The following is a 16780-nucleotide window of genomic DNA, read 5'->3' as shown; positions in this document are numbered from 1 at the left end:
ACGACAACCGAAGCGGTACGCTGAGCTAAGCGAGCGCTTAGTCAATGCCGAACAGGAGCGGGCTGACCATGGATTTCTCTCTGAGCGTCGAGGAACGCGAGGTGCGCGACTGGGTCCGCACGTTCGTCCAGCGCGACCTGATGCCGCGTGAGCAGGAGGTGCTGCGCCGTGAACGCGCCGGTCAGCCCGGCCTGACCTCCGATGAGCTGCGCGAACTGCAGCTGAAGGCCAAGGAGTCCGGCTTCTGGGGTGTGCAGACGCCCGAGGAGTACGGCGGCATGGGCCTGTCCGCGGTGATGACCGCGTTGCTGGAGGCCGAGCTCGGCCGCACGTTCGTGCCGTTCCGCTTCGGCGGCGCCGCGGACAACATCCTTTACTACGCCAACGACGAGCAGAAGGAGCGCTACCTGCTCCCGACGATCTCGGGCGAACGCAAGTCGTGCTTCGCGATCACCGAACCCGGCGCGGGCTCGGACGCCAAGGCCATCCGGACGTCCGCCCGCAAGGACGGCACCGACTGGGTCATCAACGGCGAGAAGACCTTCATCACCGGCGGCAACGAGGCCGACTTCGTGATGGTGTTCGCGATCACCGATCCCGAGAAGGGCGCGAACGGCGGCGTCACCTGCTTCCTCGTCGACCGCGACGCGGGCTGGAAGTCCGAATACATCGACACCATGGGCGAATGGGGCCCGGCGGCGCTCGTTTTCGAGGACGTCCGCGTGCCGGAAACCCAGATCCTGGGCGAACTCGGCCACGGCTTCGACCTGGCCATGCAGTGGATCGGCGCCGGGCGCTACCTGCTGCCCGCCCGCGCGATCGGCTCCTGCGAACGGCTGATCTCGATGGCCATCGAGCACGCCAACACCCGGGAGACGTTCGGGCAGAAGATCGCCGAGCGCCAGGCCATCCAGTGGATGATCGCGGACTCCGGCACCGAGCTGGAGGCGCTGCGCTGGCTGGTGCTGCACGCCGCCTGGCAGGTCGACCAGAAGCTGGACTCGCGGCACGCGCAGTCGATGGCGAAGCTGTACGGCGGGGTGAAGGCGAACGAGATCGTCGACCGCGTCCTGCAGATCCACGGCGGAATGGGCTACACGCGGGAACTGCCGGTCGAGCGGTGGTACCGCGAACTGCGGCTGCTGCGGATCTACGAGGGCACCGACGAGATCCAGCGCCGGACCATCGCGCGGAACCTGCTGAAGGGGCACGTCAAGGTCGGGGGCACCCTCGGCTGAGGCGTGCGGCACATGTAATGAACGGGACTTTCCTTGCGAAATTTGCAAGGAAGTCCCGTTCATTACGTCAGCGGCCCTAGTCGTCGTCCTTCTTGCCCCGCATCGCGATCGGGACCCCGGCCAGGTCCTCCTCGTTGCAGAGAAGCTTCACGTCGTAATACGGCGAACCTTGGCGGTCGTCATAGTCGAGATGGACGGCCAGCACATCGACCGGTTCCCCGAGCCACTCCTGAGCCTGGCGTAGCCATGTCGCGCACCGTTCGAGGGCCGTGGGCAGGTCGTCGTCGCGGAATCCCACCGGGCGGTAGGGGACGTCCTGCACCTGATCACGGGGGTTCGAAGGCACCGGCAACGCCGGCGAGAGACCCGAGTCGTCCAGTTCGAGTTGGATCGTTTGCTCAGTCACCCTTCGAGCGTCCCCCAGAGAAGCCGTCTGAGCAAGGCGTACCGTCCTAAAGTCGCCGCTAAACGGGCACTCGCCACACTCCCGAGACCACTTCACGGCAGTTTTGCAGTGCCGTGACATCCAGATGACGTTCACAGGCGAGCGCCCGCAGGGCCAGTTCCGCGTAATGCGAGGCCAGCTGGTCCAGGGTGAGCGGCCCGCGTGGCGAATACCAGCGAGCGACCCCGCTGCACATCTCCACCAGTGCGAGCCGGGTGACCGAAGGCTGATCCGTGTGGAAGACACCCGCCGCGACACCGTCTTCGATGGCGTCCGCCCACAGCCTTTCGTACGCGTCGCGCAGCTCCACCACTTCGGCCCTGGCGCCGGGGGTGAGCGCGTGCACCTCGTTGTCCACCACGCGGGTGTCGTCCGGCTGGATGGCGTGCGCGAGGACGTGCAGCGCCACCAGGGATCCGAGCCGCGACACGGGATCGGCCAGCCCGGCGGTCGCCTGCTCGGCCGCGTCGAGCAGCCGCCGCAGCGACTCGTTCATGATGGCCACCAGCAGGTCTTCCTTGGTGCCCATGTAGTGGTACAGGCTGGCCGACGACAGCTCCGCCTCCTGGGCGAGGTCCCGGATGCCGGTACCGTGGAAACCCTTGGTGGCGAACAGTTTCACCGCGGCCTGGCGGACCCTCTCGCGGGTGTTCACGACCCGAGGTCCTTTTTCCCGCCGAGGGTCCATGTTCAGAGCCATGTCTCCGTGGTCCTGTCCCACGAACCGGCGCGGAGGTCTTCCGCCTTCTTCAGCTCGCCCTTGGCGACCCGCTCCGACGGCGTCATCGGCAGTTCCTCCGCGAAGGCCCAGAACCGGGGAACCTTGAAGTAGGCCAGTTTTGCCGAGCAGAACTCCGCCAGTTCGGCCGGTTCGCACTGGTGGCCCTCGTTTTCGTCGAGGACGAGGTACGCCTTGACCTCCTCGCCGCGGAGCTCGTCCGGCACCGCGACGACTGCGGCGAGCTTGACCGCCGGATGCAGCTGCAGTGCCCGTTCGACCTCGTCGGCGGAGATGTTCTCACCGCTGCGGCGGATCATGTCCTTGGTGCGGCCCACGTAGTACACGCGGCCTTCTTCGTCCATTGTGGCCAGATCGCCGGTGTGGAACCAGCCGCCGTCGAACGCGCGCCTGGTCGCTTCGAGGTCGTCGTGGTAGCCGTGCATCAGGCCGACCCCGCGGATCAGCAGCTCCCCGGTTTCCCCGCGCGGCAGGGGTTTGCCGTCGGTGTCCGCGATCATCACCTCGCGCGTCGGCGCGGGCCTGCCGAGGCAGCCGGTGCCGATCGTCTCTTCGTGATCCGCCGGGTACATCCGGATGTCGCCACCGGTTTCGGTCATGCCGAAGGCCTCGTACCAAGGTGTGTCCCAGCGCGCTTCGAGCGCGGCGTGCAGGTCTCGCGGGATGGCCGACGCGCAGATCGCGCGGACCTGGTGTGCCTTGTCCAGCTCGCTTTCCGGCTGGCGCAGCAGCAGCGTGGGCATCAGGCCGAGGCAATAGAACCAGGTGACGCCGTGTTCGCGGACCTTCTCCCAGAACGTGGAGGGATGGAACCTGTCGAGCACCACCAAGGTCGCGCCGCCCGCGAGCCCCAGCGCGACGTTCCACTGTGGATCGATGTAGTGGAACGGCTGCGCGGTCAGGATGACGTCGTCCGCGCCGACCATGGGGAACTCCGTGGCCAGACTGATCGCCAGTGTCGTCCAGTACCGGTTCGGCAGGACGCAGCCCTTGGGGGCACCCGTGGTGCCGGAGGTGTACTGGATGTTGACCGGGCGTTCGCCTTCGCTGGTGAAGGCCGGGCCGCCGCCGGAACCGGTGAGTTCTCCGGGTGTCAGCACTCGCTTCAGCGAGGTCTCCGGCGCGATCTTGTGCAGCAATTCCAGGAATTCTTCGGCCGCGACGGCGAATTTCGCGCCGGAATGCCGGAGCACGTGGGCGCCGTCGAATTCGCGATAGCCGGTGTTGACCGGCACGAGCACGCCGCCGATCTTGGCCAAGGCCAGCCACAACAACGGGAACTCGGGCTGGTTCCGCAGCATCACCGCGACCCTGTCGCCCGGCTCCACGCCGAGGTCCAGCAGCGCGTTGGCGAACTCCGTGCTGCGCGCGTCGACGTCGGCGAAGGTGAAGCGCTCACCGGTGGAGTCGAAGATCCACGCCGTTTTGCCCGGCCAGAGCGCGGCGGCCCGGCTGGTCAGCCCGAGGAGGGTGTCGATCCCGGCGAGCGAGGTCATGTCCGGCTCCGGAACGCTTCGGCCGACGCGAGGACGGCGGCGGAGTGCTCGGTGATCAGCGCGTGGCTGACTTCGAGTTCGAGCGCGGCGTCGAGCGAGCTGTCGATGCCGGAATCGAGGGCGCGTTTGGCCATCGTGGCCGCGGTGGCCGGATGGGCGGCGATCCGGGCCGCCCAGTCGAGCGCGGTGTCCATCAGGTCGTCGGCGGGCAGGACGGCGTTGACCAGGCCGAGTTCGTGCGCCTTGGCGCCGTTCACACGTTCGCCCAGCAGCAGGAGTTCCTTGGCCTTGAGCGGGCCGACCAGCAGCGGCAGCAGCCGCGACGCCGCGCCCGTGACGCTCAGGCCGAGCGAGACCTCGGGGAAGGCGAACACCGCGTCTTCGGCGGCGAGAATCAGGTCGCAGCCCATCGCGAACTCGGCCCCCGCGCCGATCGCGTACCCGTGGACCGCGGCGATGACGGGCTGGCGCAGCCCGCGAAGGCGGCGCGTCACGTCCTGTAGCCGGTCGAGCCTGGGGCGTGAATCACCCTCCGGGGTGGGCTCCTTGAGGTCGTGACCCGCGCAGAACGCGCGACCCCGGCCGGCGAGCACAACCGCCCGCGCGTCCGAGTTCGCGGCCGCGTCGAGTGCTTCCAGCAGGTCGTCGACCAGTTCGGCGACCACCGCGTTGAGCCGTTCGGGGCGGTTCAGCCAGATCACGCAGATGCCGTCGTCGAGTGCGTAGTCCACGGTGCTCATGTCACCGAGCCTAGACGACCGATCGATCGATCGATAGGGTCGGATTCATGCGGGTCGACACGGTCTACGAGAACGCCCGGTTCCTCACCGGAGCAGGGGAATCCGTAGCGCTTGCGGCGTTGAACGGGCGAATTGTCGCTTTGGGTCACGACGCTGCCGCGCTTTCCGCAAAACGCCGGGTCGACCTCGGCGGTTCGGTCGTGGTGCCCGGCTTCCACGACGCGCACAACCACATGGCGTGGTTCGGCATGGCGCTCGACGACGTCGCGCTCTCGGATTGCCGCAGCGTGGACGAGGTGTACGACGCCGTCGCGCGGCGGGCGGCCGAGACACCGCCGGGCGGCTGGATCATCGGCAGCGGCTACGACCAGAACAAGCTCGCGGGCGGCCATCCGACCAGGCAGGGGCTCGATCGCGCCGCCCCCGGGCACCTCGTGCGGCTCAAGCACACGTCCGGGCATATGACCGTGGTCAACTCCGCGGTGCTGGAGCAGCTGGACCTCGCGAACGTTCCGGTGGGCGGTGACGTCGTCCGCGACGGGGACGGTTCGCCGACCGGGCTGCTGCGGGAGCAGGCCCAGCTGCTGCTGCGGCCGCTGACCTACCCGACGCCGATCGAAAGGGTCGTGCGCGGGCTGGACCGGGCGAGTGAGCGATACCTCTCCGAGGGGATCACGAGCGTCCAAGAGGCCGGCATCGGCGGGGGCCTCGTGGGGGAGACCCCAGCCGAACTCGCCGCTTATCAGCTGGCGCGCGACCGCGGGGTGCTGCGGGTGCGGAGCACGGTGATGGTCGCGGCCAGTGTGCTGCACGACCTCGACGCGGGCGCCAGCTCCGAGGCACGCTTTCCCGCCGAGGAGCCATCAGCGCTGTACGGGCTCGACCTGGGGATGCGTACCGGCTTCGGCGACGAGTGGCTGCGGCTCGGCGCGATGAAGCTGTTCGCCGACGGTTCGCTGATCGGGCGGACCTGCGCGATGCACGAGCCGTTCGCCGGGGAACCGGACAACGTCGGCTACTTCCAGGTGCCCGAAGACGAGATCGCGCGGACGATCGCCGCCGCGCACCGGGCGGGCTGGCAGATCGCGACGCACGCCATCGGCGACCGCGCGATCACCGTCGTCCTCGACGCCTACGAAGCCGCGCTGAAAGCGGATCCGCGTCCCGATCACCGGCACCGCATCGAGCACTGCGCGGTACTGCGGCCGGAGGAGCTGAAGAGGCTGGCGTCGCTGGGGCTGATCGCCTCGCCCCAGGGGCGGTTCGTCAACGAAATCGGCGACGGGATGCGCGCCGCGCTCGGCCCGGAGCGCGAGCCCTGGTGCTACCGGCTCAAGAGCCTGCTCGACGCGGGATGCGTGCTCCCTGCCAGCTCGGACCGCCCGGTCGTCGAAGGCGCGCCGCTGCTCGCGCTGGCCGACATGGTGCGGCGGAAGACCTCCTCCGGTGTCCTTCTCGGTCCCGAAGAGCGGCTGACCCCGGCCGAGGCGTTGCACGCTTACACCTACGGCTCCGCGTACGCGGCCTTCGCCGAGAAGGACCTGGGCACGCTGTTGCCCGGCAAGCTCGCGGACTTCGCCGTCCTCTCGGCCGACCCGACCGACGAGTCCACTTTGGATTCGATCCAGGTCGTCGCCACCGCCGTCGGCGGCGACCTCGTCTACGAACGGAGCTGACACTGATGCCGGTACGGGACGCCGTCGCGGACGACATCGAGGAGATCTGCGCGCTCATCGAGGAGCACGCGGTCTATGAGGACAAACACGATCTGAAGCTCGACCGCCGGGAGATGGCCGGGTTCCTCTTCGGCCCCGAGCCGAAGGCGTGGGTGCTCCTCGCCACCCCACCGGGTGAGCCGGACGAGGTCGCGGGCTTCGCCTTCTGCAGCTGGAACTTCTCCACCTGGGAGGCCAGGCCGGGGATCTGGCTCGACGACCTCTTCGTGCGTCCCGAGCACCGGCGCTTCGGCCTCGGGCGGGAGCTGCTCGACGAGCTGGCCGCCCGGACGCCGGGCCGGGTCGAGTGGGACATGCAGGAGGGCAACGAGAAGGGCGAGGCGTTCTACGCCCAGCTCGGCGCCGACCCCGTCCCCGGCTGGATCCGGTACCGCTGGCGGCCGCACGCTGGGTGAGCCGCGACCAAGCGGCAAGCCGTAAACTCGCACGCATGGGTGAAGGGGCAAATCGCAGGTCGTCGTCCGTAGAGGACTACGTCCGGGTGATCTACGGGCTGGTGGAGCGCGGCGAGGCCGTCACCAACACGTCATTGGCCGGGCGGCTGGAGGTCAGCCCGTCGTCGGCGTCCGGCATGGTCACCAAGTTGTCCCAGCTCGGGCTGGTCGCGCACGTCCCGTACCGCGGGATCGAGCTGACCACCGAGGGCAGGCTGCTGGCCCGCTCGGTGCTCCGCCGCCACCGGCTGATCGAGACCTATCTGGTGTCCGAACTCGGCTACACCTGGGACGAGGTGCACGCCGAGGCCGACGCGCTGGAGCACGCGGTGTCGGACAGGCTCGTCGAGCGGATCGCGGCGAAGCTCGGCAACCCGGTGCGGGACCCGCACGGCGACCCCATCCCGGCCCCCGACGGCAGCGTCGAGGAGATGCCGATGCGCATCCTCGACGACCTCCCGCCCGGCGCGGTCGGCGAGATCGTGCGTGTCTGGGACACCGACCCGGAACTCCTGCGCTATCTCACCGAGCACTCCATCGGCCTCGGCGAGCGGATCGAGGTCGTCGAGCGCCAGCCGTTCGGCGGCCCGATGGTGGTCAAGGTCGGCTCGCCGCCCGACGCGGCGACGCACGCGATCGGCAAGGAGATCGCCCAGGCGCTGTCGGTCGCGCTCCGCTGACCCCGTGTCCACTGTGGACGCGTTTCGGCCGGGGCGCGCGGTGGGAATTTTCCCTACGTCCCTGCATAATTCGGCTCTTCGGCACATCACCCACATGCCGGTCGGATAGGTGATCTAAGGCCCTTCCGATCATGTGTTCGCACGCCTAGGCTGCGCTATTCCGGGTGGCTAGCGAGCGTGCGAAGGCGATGACAATGACCGGTCAGCGGACACACACCATCGACCGGGGGGTTGCGGAAGGACGGGAACTCAGGCGGCTGCTGGAGGCCGGGCCGTTCGCGGACGCCCTCAGGGCGGCGATCAGGGCGAGGGGTCTCGGTCTCGACCGGATCCGGTACCGGCTGCGAGGGCGGGGGTGCTCGATCAGCCTCGCGACCCTGAGCCATTGGCAGTCCGGGCGCTGCCGTCCGGAACGGCCGGAATCCCTGCTGGTGCTCAAGAATCTCGAGGAGATCCTCGGGGTGCCGTCGGAGTCCCTGTCGCGGCTTCTGGGACCGCCGCGAGGGCGGGCGGCCCGGTGTACGGTGCCCGGCGAGGGCCTGGTGATGCAACGAGGCCGGGAGACGGGGACGTAGGGAGTACGGGTGCGGGCGGTCGTCTTCGAGGAGTTCGGGGTGCTGCCCGAGGTACGCGAGGTGCCGGATCCGGTCGTGCCGCCGGGCGGGGTGGTGATCGCCGTCGAGGCGACCGGGGTGTGCCGCAGCGACTGGCACTCCTGGCAAGGTCACGACACTTCGGTGAACCTGCCGCACGTCGCCGGGCACGAACTCGCCGGCCGGATCGCGTCGCTCGGCGAGGGCGTCCGCGGCTGGTCGGAGGGGGACCGGGTGACGGTGCCGTTCGTCTGCGCCTGCGGCACCTGCGCCCAGTGCGCGGCCGGTGACCAGCAGATCTGCGACCGCGAGTTCCAGCCGGGCGCGACCCACTGGGGCTCGTTCGCGGAGTACGTCGCCCTCGAAAACGCCGAGGTCAACCTCGTGGCGCTGCCGGACTCGCTGTCCTCGGCCGAGGCCGCGGCGCTGGGCTGCCGCTTCGGGACGGCGTTCCGGGCGGTACTGCGGCAGGGCGGCGTCCGGCCCGGCCAGTGGGTCGCGGTCTACGGCTGCGGAGGCGTCGGGGTCTCGGCGATCCTGCTGGCCGTCGCGGCCGGTGCGTCGGTCGTCGCCGTCGATCCTTCCCCGCAAGCCAGGGCGCTGGCCACACGGATGGGGGCTGTCTCGGTCGTCGACCCTTCCGGCTTCGAGGGCCACGAAGCCGTCGCAATCCAGGTCCGGGAGCTGACCGGCGGCGGCGCGCACGTCTCGCTCGACTGCCTCGGCTCGCCGACCACCTGCGCGGCCTCGATCGGCAGCCTCCGGAAGCGGGGACGCCACGTCCAGGCCGGATTGATGCCGCCCGCGCAGGGCATCGCGCCGATCCCGATGCACCGCGTGATCGGCGGGGAGCTGGAGATCGTCGGCATCCACGGACTGCAAGCGCACGAGTACCCCGAGATGCTGCGGGTGGTGGAGACCGCCGGAATCGACCTCGAAGCGATGATCGGCAAGCGAGTCGGCCTCGACGACGTCCCCGCGGTCCTGGCGGCGATGAACGACCCGGTGCCCGCCCAAGCCGGGGTGACGGTCGTCGAACTCGCGCTGTAATCGGGTGTTCGCACTGCGGTCAACCGGCCGATCGGAGTAGTCCGAAAGGTGGCTTCTCGCGGCTCGTTATGGCACGTTCTCCGCCGTGACAGTCAGGGCCGCTCCGTCTCAGCCGCGTTTCGCCCACCGCGTGCTGCGCTGGTTCACCGCGGCGGGCGTCATGGTGCGGGGCCACCGGATCATCGGCGCGCGTCCTGGCAGACTCGAGGTGTGGACGCGCTGATCCCCCGGCCCCGGGCCGAAGTCGCACCCGGTGCGGTGCACGTCCCGGACTGGCTCGACCTCGACGAACAACGCAAGCTGGTCGAAGCCTGCCGCGGCTGGCGTGGCTACCGGCAGACACGGCTGCCGAACGGCGGCGTGATGTCCGTGCGGACGGTCTGTCTCGGCTGGCACTGGTACCCGTACCGGTACTCGAAGGTGACCGACGACGGCTCCCCGGTGCTCCCGTTCCCCTCGTGGCTGGGTGATCTCGGGCGGCGGGCCGTTCGTGACGCCTACGGGTCTTCTTCGTACGACCCCGACATCGCGCTGGTGAACTTCTACGACGCCGCCGCGAAGATGGGGATGCACCAGGACAAGGACGAGACCTCGCTGGAGCCGGTCGTTTCGCTGAGTCTGGGGGACGCGTGCGTCTTCCGGTTCGGGAACACTTCGGATCGCGGGCGGCCCTATACGGATGTGGATCTGCGGTCGGGGGATCTGTTCGTGTTCGGCGGGGAGTCGCGGCTGGCTTTCCACGGGGTGCCGAAGGTGCTGCCGGGGACCGCCGATCCGGGGCTGGGGCTGGCGGGGCGGCTGAATCTCACTTTGCGGGTTTCGGGACTCTCGTGAGTGGCGGTTCGAGCGGCTCTTCGCCGTGGGTAAGGGGTGTGTGGAAATCGGGACGTTGAGTGTCCCTATTTCCACACACCCCCGCCATGATCGGACCGGTCACGCGGGACTGTGTGGATTTCTGCTCATCTGACGCACCAAAATCCACACAGCCGGCGTCACAGACGGTTCTCTTGAGGGGAAGGTCAAGCGTGTCGTGTTCGTGTGTGGTGGGGCGGTGATCACGCTAGTTTCGCCTTCGTTCACCTTGGCGCCACCTTTGCCTTGCGGATCAATAGCCCTCATTGCCACTTCGAGTCAGCGCGAGCTGGAACCGCACGCGCTGCCCCGGCCGCACCTGAGCGGCCAGGTCCAGATCCTCTTCGTCCACCACCGCGATCACCGGATAGCCCCCGGTCACCGGATGGTCGGCGAGGAACAGGATCGGTTGTCCCGAAGGAGGAATCTGCAACGCGCCGGGCACCGCGGCCTCGGGCGGCAACTCGCCATCGCGTGCCCGCGAGAGCACCGCACCCGACAGCCGCACGCCCACCCGATCGACATCGGAGGTGGCGACGTAACCAGAAGAGACCAAAGTGGATAGTGCGCCGGGAATGAACCACGGGGCCCTGGGGCCCGGAGTGACCCGCAGAACCGGCTCGTCCGGTAAGGGAGGCCGAGGGGCGAGATCCACGCCGGGGTGGGCCAGCACCCGCTGTCCCACCGGCAGGGTCATCCCGGCAGAGAGCACGGGCGGGCCGAGTTTGCCGAGGGTGTCGGTCGCCCGGGCGCCCAGCACCGGCGGGACGTCGATGCCGCCGCGCACGGCGACATAGCACCGCAAACCCTGGTAGGCCGTGCCGAGCACGAGGTCCTCACCGGCACGCACAAGGATCGGCGAGCCAGGGCCGACAGCGCGTCCGCCGGCGGTGATCGAGCAGGGCGCGCCGGTGACGGCGACGGTCGCCGGGGCCGAGAACCTCAGGACGAGGCCGCCCAGGACACTTTCCAGCGCCGCGTGACCTTCGGGGTTCCCGACCAGCCGGTTCGCCAGCCGCAGCGAACCGCGGTCGGCGGCACCGGACCGGCCGACGCCGATCGCGGCCAGGCCCGGGCGCCCGAGATCCTGCACGGTGGCGAAAACCCCGGGACGGACCACGTCGATCTTCGCGGTCATGAAGAGAACCGGATCCGCGTACCGGGCGCGAGCAGGTTCGGCGGCTCCCGTTCGACATCCCACACCGGCAGGGTGGTCCGTCCGATCAGCTGCCAGCCGCCGGGCGAGGCGTTCGGGTACACCGCCGTGTACTCGCCCGCGATCGCGACCGATCCGGCGGGCACCCGGGTGCGCGGGCTCGTACGGCGCGGCAGGTGCAGGGCGGGGTCGAGTCCGGTCAGGTAGGCGAAACCCGGTGCGAAACCGCAGAAGGCCGAGACGTAGGTCCCGTCCTCGTGCCGCCGGACGACGGCTTCCGGCGACAGGCCCGCGGCCGCCGCGACGTCGGCGAGGTCCGGGCCGTCGTAGCGCACCGGCACGACGATCTCGGCGGCTTCGCGAGGTGCGACGTCCACTGTGGACCGATCGAGGACGTCGCCCGCGAGCCGGTCGTGATGGGTCCGGCCCGGGTCGAACCGGATGAGCAGGGTCCGTGCGGCCGGGACCAGTTCGACGACGCCGTCCGGTGGGTCCTGCTCCAGTGACGCGTGCAGCCCGAGCACCTCCGACGGATCGTCGAAGTCGACCATGGCCGCACGCGCCCCATAAGGCAGAACTCGCATCACGCGGCCTCGAGAAACGATCCAATGTGGACACCCGACGCGCTGAGTCCCGCGCGGATCCGGCGCGCCAGGTCGACGGCGCCGGGAGTGTCGCCGTGCACGCAGAGCGAATGCGGCTGGAGCGTCAGCTCGGTCCCGTCGGCGGCGACGACCTTGCCGGTGGTCGCCATCGCGACCGCCCGGTCGGCCACTTCGTCGGCGTCGTGGAGCACGGCGCCCGGCAGTTTCCGGGAGACCAGAAGGCCTTCGGGCGTGTACGCGCGGTCCGCGAACGCCTCGGCGTACGAGGGGAACCCGGCTTTTTCGGCCTGCACGGCCATTTCCGACCCCGGCGGGCACAACAGCGCGAGCGTGGGGTGGAACCGCCGGATCGCCTCGACCACCGCGGCCGCCTGCTCCGGATCCACGGAAGCGGTGTTGTACAAGGCCCCGTGTGGTTTGACGTACCGCACCCTGGTCCCCGCGGCCCTGGCGAACGCGTCGAGCGCGCCGATCTGGTAGAGCACGTCGTCGGTCAGGTCGGCGGGGGCGACGTCCATCGCCCGCCGCCCGAACCCGGCCAGATCGCGGTAGGCGACGTGGGCGCCGATGACGACACCGCGTTCCGCCGCGCGTTCGCAGACGCGCCGCATCACCGACGGATCACCGGCGTGGAATCCGCACGCGACGTTCGCGCTGGTGACGATGTCGAGCATGGCGTCGTCGTCGCCCATTTTCCAGGCGCCGAAACCCTCGCCCAGGTCACTGTTGAGATCCATCAGGCCACCCTGAACTCACTGTCGAGTTTGTCGGTCACGAACATGTAGCCCGGCGCGTGCGTGATCGCGAACGGTGGCCGCGAGGCCATCAGCGCCGCCTGCGGGGTCACGCCGCACGCCCAGAACACCGGCACGTCACCGGGTTCCGCGTCGACCGGGTCCCCGAAATCGGGGTGGGCGAGATCGGCGATGCCGAGCGCGGACGGGTCGCCGATGTGCACGGGCGCACCGTGCACGGCGGGCATCCCGCGGGTGACGCGCACGGCGTCGTCGACGCGGTCCTCGGGGATCTGCCGCATCGAGACCACCATCGGCCCGTGCAGCCGCCCGGCCGGGACGCACTCCCGGTTCGTCACGTACATCGCCACGTTGCGGCCTTGCTCGACGTGCCGCAGCGGGATGCCCTCCGCGGCCAGCGCCGCTTCGAAGGTGAAGCTGCAGCCGATCGAGAACGCGACCATGTCGCTGCGCCACAGGCCGCTCGCGTCCGGGATCTCGCCGGAGAGCGCGCCGTTCTGCCAGACCCGGTAGCGCGGCAGGTCGGTGCGCAGGTCCGCGCCGGGCGCCAGCCGCGTCGACGGGTCGCCGGGATCGCTGACGTCGAGCACCGGGCAGGGCTGCGGGTTCCGCTGGCAGAAAAGCAGGACGTCGTAGGCCCAGTCCTCGGGGACGGCGATCAGGTTGGTCTGGGTGAAGCCGTTCGCCCAGCCGGTGGTCGGGCGGGCGGTGCCCGCGCGGAACAGGGCGCGGGCCTCGCCGGGGGACAGGGTCGCCGGTTCGTCGAAGGTGGTCATCGCGGTGCCTCCTCGTCCGATTGTCGTCACAGGAGTTCGCGGCCGCGTGTCTCGGGCAGGCCGAGCAGTGCCAGGATGGCGATTCCGTAGCCGACCGCGCCGAACACCATCGCGCCGCCCGCGCCGAGGAAACCGACCACGGCGGGGAAGGTCGCGCCGATGGCCCGGCCGAGGTTGTAGGTGAAGCCCTGCCCGGTCCCGCGCAGCGCCGACGGGTACAGCTCGGCGAGGAACGCGCCGAATCCGCTGAAGATCGCGGACATCGAGAACCCGAGCGGGAAACCGAGGAACAGCACGAGTGTGTTCGCGCCCGCCGGGATCTGGGTGTACGCGATGATCAGGCCCGCCGAAAGCACCGAGAACAACAGGAACGTTTTCTTGCGTCCCAAGAGATCCGTGAGATAGCCGCCGGTGACGTAGCCGATGAACGCGCCGGAGATCAGGAACGCGAGATAGCCGCCCGTCCCGATGACGGTGAGGCCCCGGGTGGTCTTCAGGTAGCTCGGCAGCCAGGTCGCGAGCGTGTAGTAACCGCCCTGGACACCGGTCGCGAGCAGCGCGGCGAAGAACGTCGTGCGCAGCAGGTCCGGCTTGAAGATGCCCTTGAACGAACCGCGTTCCTTCTTGGCCGCGCGGGCGGCCTCCGCGACGGGCGCGTCCTGGACGTTCCGCCGGACCCACAGCACCAGCAGTGCCGGGATGACACCGGTCCAGAACATGACGCGCCAGGCGATGTCCGGGCTCCAGATGCTGAAGACCACCGTGTAGACGACGACCGACAGCGCCCAGCCGACAGCCCAGGCACTCTGCACGAAGGCGACCGTGCGGCCGCGATATTTCGCCTGCGAGTACTCCGCCACCAGCGCGGCGCCGGCGGCCCACTCGCCGCCGAACCCGAGACCCTGCAGGGCGCGGAAGACCAGGAGCGTTTCGAAGTTCGGCGCGAACCCGCAGAGCACGGTGAAGATCGTGTACATCGCGATGGTGATCTGGAGGGTGCGCACGCGGCCGATGCGGTCGGCCAGGATGCCCGCGCCGATGCCGCCGATCGCCGAAACCACCAGCGTCGTCGTGCCGAGCAGGCCCGCTTCACCACCGGAAAGCCCGTAGTAGGCGGTGATCGCGGCCAGGCCGAGCGGCAAGGTCTGGTAGTCGAACGAGTCGAGCCCGTACCCGCCGAACGCGCCGACGAAGGCCCGGCGGCCTCGCGAACCGAGCGTGCGGAACCAGGCGAAGGGGCGAGTGTCTTCGGTAGTGGCTGTCGCGGTCATCGGCACCTCCAGAGGTGACTGTTCATGGTGGCACGGGTCACATGGATAGCCACTGTAGGTATTGTTCAACAATTCCACAAGAGGATCCTTGGCTTGCCCTCTTGTCCGTAGGTAGGATCCGTTACGTGACGATCGCGGAGGGTGGTCCCGTCTCAGTGCAAGGACTCGAAGCCGACCGGGGCATGATCAGCCGCACCAGCACCGCCGAGCGGGTCGCGGGGGTCCTGCGCACGCGCATCGCCGAAGGCTTCTTCCTGCCCGGCATGCGGCTCTCGGAACACGACATCGGCTCGGCGCTGGGCGTCTCCCGCAACACGCTGCGCGAGGCTTTCCGGCTGCTCACGCATGAACGGCTGCTGACCCACGAGCTCAACCGCGGTGTCTTCGTGCGGGTGCTGTCGGTCGAGGACGTCGTCGATCTCTACAAGGTGCGCAAGGTCGTCGAGTGCTCGGCGGTCCGCGCGGTGACGGAGAAGCCGCCGACGTTCGCGAAGCTCGCGCGCATGGTCGAGGACGGCAGGCTCGCCGAGCGGAGCGAGCGCTGGCAGGACCTCGGCACCGCGAACATCCGGTTCCACTCGGCGATCGCGGAACTCGGTGGCAGCGAACGGATCGACGAGCTGATGCGTGGCATCTTCGCCGAACTCCGGCTGGTGTTCCACATGATGGCCGATCCGCGGCGCTTCCACGAGCCGTACCTCAAACGCAACGCGGAGATCCTCGAGCGCATCGAGGCCGGTGACGGCGCCGGCGCCGAAGCGCTCCTCGCGCAGTACCTCACCGACGCCGAAAACCAGCTCGTCGAGGCCTACGCCGAACGCTCCCCCTGACGCAATTCGTCCTCTGGTCGCGGTGGTTCCGAGTGCGAACGACCGCGACCAGAGGACGAAACGCGGTGGGTCAGGGGGTCGTCCACTTCTGGTTCGCGCCACCGCCGCAGGTCCAGATCTGCAGCCTGGTCCCGTTCGCGGACGAGTTCCCGGTGGCGTCGAGACACTTGTTCGCCTGCGGGTTCACGATGTCACGCGCGCCGCTGACCGCCCACCGCTGCGCGCCGGAACCGTTGCAGTCCCACAGTTGCACGGCGGTGCCGTCCGCGGTCCCGCCGCCGGAGACGTCCAGGCACTTGCCCAGCGCGCGGATCGTCCCGTCGCCGCCGACGGTCCAGTTCTGCGCCGCGTTGCCGTTGCAGTCGGTGATCTGGATCGGGGTGCCGTTGGCGCTGTTCGCGGCGGCGACGTCGACGCACTTCCCGCCGATCCCGGTGATCCGCCCGGTGTTCCCGGAAGTGTTGCTGGAGTTGACGTGCACGTAGTCGACGACGAGGCGCTGCGGGAACACGGTGCTGGAGTTCGGGTCTCCCGGCCAGTAGCCGCCGACGGCGAGGTTCAGGATCAGGTAGAAGGGGTGGTCGAAGACCCAGCGGTTGCCGTTGAGATCGGCGGGCGTGCGGGTCTGGTAGAGGTTCCCGTCCACGTACCACCGGATCTGGTTCGGTGCCCAGTCGACGGCGTAGGTGTGGAAGTCGTCGGAGAAGTTCGGGCCGTTGTAACCCGCGCCGATCCCGCCCGCGCCGGAGTAACCGGGGCCGTGAAGCGTTCCGTGCACCGTGTTCGGCTCGAAGCCGACGTTCTCCATGATGTCGATCTCGCCGCTGTTGGGCCAGCCGACGTTGCCGATGTCGGCGCCGAGCATCCAGAACGCGGGCCACATCCCTTGTCCGCGCGGCAGTTTCATCCGTGCTTCGAACCGGCCGTAGGTCTGGGTGAACTGTCCCTGCGTGGACAACCGGGCCGAGGTGTACTCGCAGCGCCCGTACCAGCAGTTGTAGTTGCCCGGATTCTCCTTCTTCGCGGTGATGACGAGGTTGCCCTGGCCGTCGAGCGCCGCGTTGTTCGTCCCGGACGTGTACCACTGCCGTTCGTGGTTGTTCACGTTGTCACCGGTCTCGAAGTGCCACTTCGAGGTGTCGATGCCGGCGCCCGCGGGGCCGTTGAAGTCGTCGGTGAACGTCGCGGCCATGACCGCGGCTTCGGATGCTGGGGCTTGGGCGGTCGCCGGGAGCGAGCCGAGCAGGACGGCGGCGGCGAGCACCGCGGTGCTCCTTCGAAAAACACGGCGGAAACGTGCGGAGATGGACATCGTTGTCGCCTCTCTGACCGTTGGGGACACGAGGAGAAGGCGCACGGCGAAACTACTTTGTTGCGCCTGGCA

At 69.2% G+C, this 16780-nt stretch carries 19 protein-coding genes; 9 read left to right on the top strand and 10 right to left on the bottom strand.

The window, feature by feature from the left end; translation table 11 throughout:
• Positions 1-68: 68 nt before the first annotated feature.
• On the top strand, positions 69-1238 hold the full coding sequence (locus BKN51_RS29680) for an acyl-CoA dehydrogenase family protein (RefSeq protein WP_101610775.1): 1170 nt from the start codon (positions 69-71) through the stop codon (positions 1236-1238).
• A gap of 76 nt (positions 1239-1314) precedes the next feature.
• Here the strand turns inward: BKN51_RS29680 and BKN51_RS29675 are convergent, their stop codons facing one another.
• From BKN51_RS29675 to BKN51_RS29660, 4 genes are read right to left on the bottom strand one after another with little or no spacing between them, the layout of a single operon-like run.
• A complete protein-coding gene (locus tag BKN51_RS29675; protein WP_101610774.1) occupies positions 1315-1644 on the bottom strand; it encodes a hypothetical protein in 330 nt (109 codons plus the stop codon).
• A 58-nt stretch (positions 1645-1702) separates the two neighbouring features.
• Positions 1703-2338, bottom strand: a complete 636-nt coding sequence (locus BKN51_RS29670) for a TetR/AcrR family transcriptional regulator (protein WP_101610773.1) — start codon at positions 2336-2338, stop codon at positions 1703-1705.
• 35 nt (positions 2339-2373) lie between these two features.
• The gene (locus tag BKN51_RS29665) at positions 2374-3918 is read right to left on the bottom strand and encodes an AMP-binding protein (protein WP_101610772.1); all 1545 of its coding nucleotides are present in this window, start codon (positions 3916-3918) and stop codon (positions 2374-2376) included.
• Entirely contained in the window at positions 3915-4658 is a 744-nt protein-coding gene (locus tag BKN51_RS29660) for an enoyl-CoA hydratase/isomerase family protein (RefSeq protein ID WP_101610771.1), read from the bottom strand. Before BKN51_RS29660 ends, BKN51_RS29665 begins: the two co-directional genes overlap by 4 nt.
• 47 nt (positions 4659-4705) lie before the next feature.
• On the opposite strand from BKN51_RS29660, the gene BKN51_RS29655 reads away from it, so the two are divergent.
• The 7 genes from BKN51_RS29655 (at position 4706) to BKN51_RS29630 (ending at position 9985) form a co-directional block, all read left to right on the top strand.
• Complete coding sequence (locus BKN51_RS29655; RefSeq protein ID WP_101610770.1) at positions 4706-6334, top strand: amidohydrolase; 1629 nt, start codon at positions 4706-4708, stop codon at positions 6332-6334.
• Positions 6335-6339: 5 nt separating this feature from the next.
• Positions 6340-6789, top strand: coding sequence for a GNAT family N-acetyltransferase (locus tag BKN51_RS29650; RefSeq protein ID WP_101610769.1), 450 nt, complete (start codon positions 6340-6342; stop codon positions 6787-6789).
• Between the two features lie 35 nt (positions 6790-6824).
• Complete coding sequence (locus BKN51_RS29645) at positions 6825-7508, top strand: metal-dependent transcriptional regulator (protein ID WP_101610768.1); 684 nt, start codon at positions 6825-6827, stop codon at positions 7506-7508.
• Between the two features lie 188 nt (positions 7509-7696).
• Entirely contained in the window at positions 7697-8083 is a 387-nt protein-coding gene (locus tag BKN51_RS29640; RefSeq protein ID WP_101610767.1) for a transcriptional regulator, read from the top strand.
• A gap of 9 nt (positions 8084-8092) precedes the next feature.
• Positions 8093-9151 carry a zinc-dependent alcohol dehydrogenase family protein gene (locus BKN51_RS29635; protein ID WP_101610766.1) on the top strand — a complete coding sequence of 353 codons (1059 nt, stop codon included), beginning with the start codon at positions 8093-8095 and terminating at the stop codon, positions 9149-9151.
• 85 nt (positions 9152-9236) lie between these two features.
• Positions 9237-9374, top strand: coding sequence for a hypothetical protein (locus tag BKN51_RS43635; RefSeq protein ID WP_168214417.1), 138 nt, complete (start codon positions 9237-9239; stop codon positions 9372-9374).
• Positions 9362-9985, top strand: coding sequence for an alpha-ketoglutarate-dependent dioxygenase AlkB family protein (locus tag BKN51_RS29630; protein ID WP_101610765.1), 624 nt, complete (start codon positions 9362-9364; stop codon positions 9983-9985). The genes BKN51_RS43635 and BKN51_RS29630 overlap by 13 nt, the downstream gene beginning before the upstream one ends.
• Positions 9986-10256: 271 nt before the next feature.
• Here the strand turns inward: BKN51_RS29630 and BKN51_RS29625 are convergent, their stop codons facing one another.
• Genes BKN51_RS29625 through BKN51_RS29605 form a run of 5 tightly spaced genes read right to left on the bottom strand, consistent with a single transcriptional unit; the run spans position 10257 to position 14566 of the window.
• Positions 10257-11141 carry a biotin-dependent carboxyltransferase family protein gene (locus tag BKN51_RS29625; protein ID WP_101610764.1) on the bottom strand — a complete coding sequence of 295 codons (885 nt, stop codon included), beginning with the start codon at positions 11139-11141 and terminating at the stop codon, positions 10257-10259.
• Positions 11138-11743 (bottom strand): 5-oxoprolinase subunit PxpB, encoded by a 606-nt coding sequence (pxpB, locus tag BKN51_RS29620; protein WP_101610763.1) that lies wholly within the window; start codon positions 11741-11743, stop codon positions 11138-11140. Before pxpB ends, BKN51_RS29625 begins: the two co-directional genes overlap by 4 nt.
• Positions 11743-12501: a LamB/YcsF family protein gene (locus tag BKN51_RS29615; protein WP_101610762.1), complete on the bottom strand. Its 759-nt coding sequence runs from the start codon at positions 12499-12501 to the stop codon at positions 11743-11745. Before BKN51_RS29615 ends, pxpB begins: the two co-directional genes overlap by 1 nt.
• Positions 12501-13295 (bottom strand): putative hydro-lyase, encoded by a 795-nt coding sequence (locus BKN51_RS29610; protein ID WP_101610761.1) that lies wholly within the window; start codon positions 13293-13295, stop codon positions 12501-12503. Before BKN51_RS29610 ends, BKN51_RS29615 begins: the two co-directional genes overlap by 1 nt.
• A 26-nt stretch (positions 13296-13321) precedes the next feature.
• Complete coding sequence (locus tag BKN51_RS29605) at positions 13322-14566, bottom strand: MFS transporter (RefSeq protein ID WP_101610760.1); 1245 nt, start codon at positions 14564-14566, stop codon at positions 13322-13324.
• A 182-nt stretch (positions 14567-14748) separates the two neighbouring features.
• On the opposite strand from BKN51_RS29605, the gene BKN51_RS29600 reads away from it, so the two are divergent.
• Complete coding sequence (locus BKN51_RS29600; RefSeq protein WP_101613531.1) at positions 14749-15396, top strand: GntR family transcriptional regulator; 648 nt, start codon at positions 14749-14751, stop codon at positions 15394-15396.
• A 70-nt stretch (positions 15397-15466) separates the two neighbouring features.
• Here the strand turns inward: BKN51_RS29600 and BKN51_RS29595 are convergent, their stop codons facing one another.
• Positions 15467-16708, bottom strand: coding sequence for a glycoside hydrolase family 16 protein (locus tag BKN51_RS29595; RefSeq protein WP_101610759.1), 1242 nt, complete (start codon positions 16706-16708; stop codon positions 15467-15469).
• Between the last annotated feature and the right edge of the window lie 72 nt (positions 16709-16780).

The sequence above is a fragment of the Amycolatopsis sp. BJA-103 genome (assembly GCF_002849735.1).
Lineage (GTDB): Bacteria > Actinomycetota > Actinomycetes > Mycobacteriales > Pseudonocardiaceae > Amycolatopsis.
The sequence above is the reverse complement of the archived record's forward strand: the minus strand, read 5'-3'. Positions and strand labels throughout refer to the sequence as shown.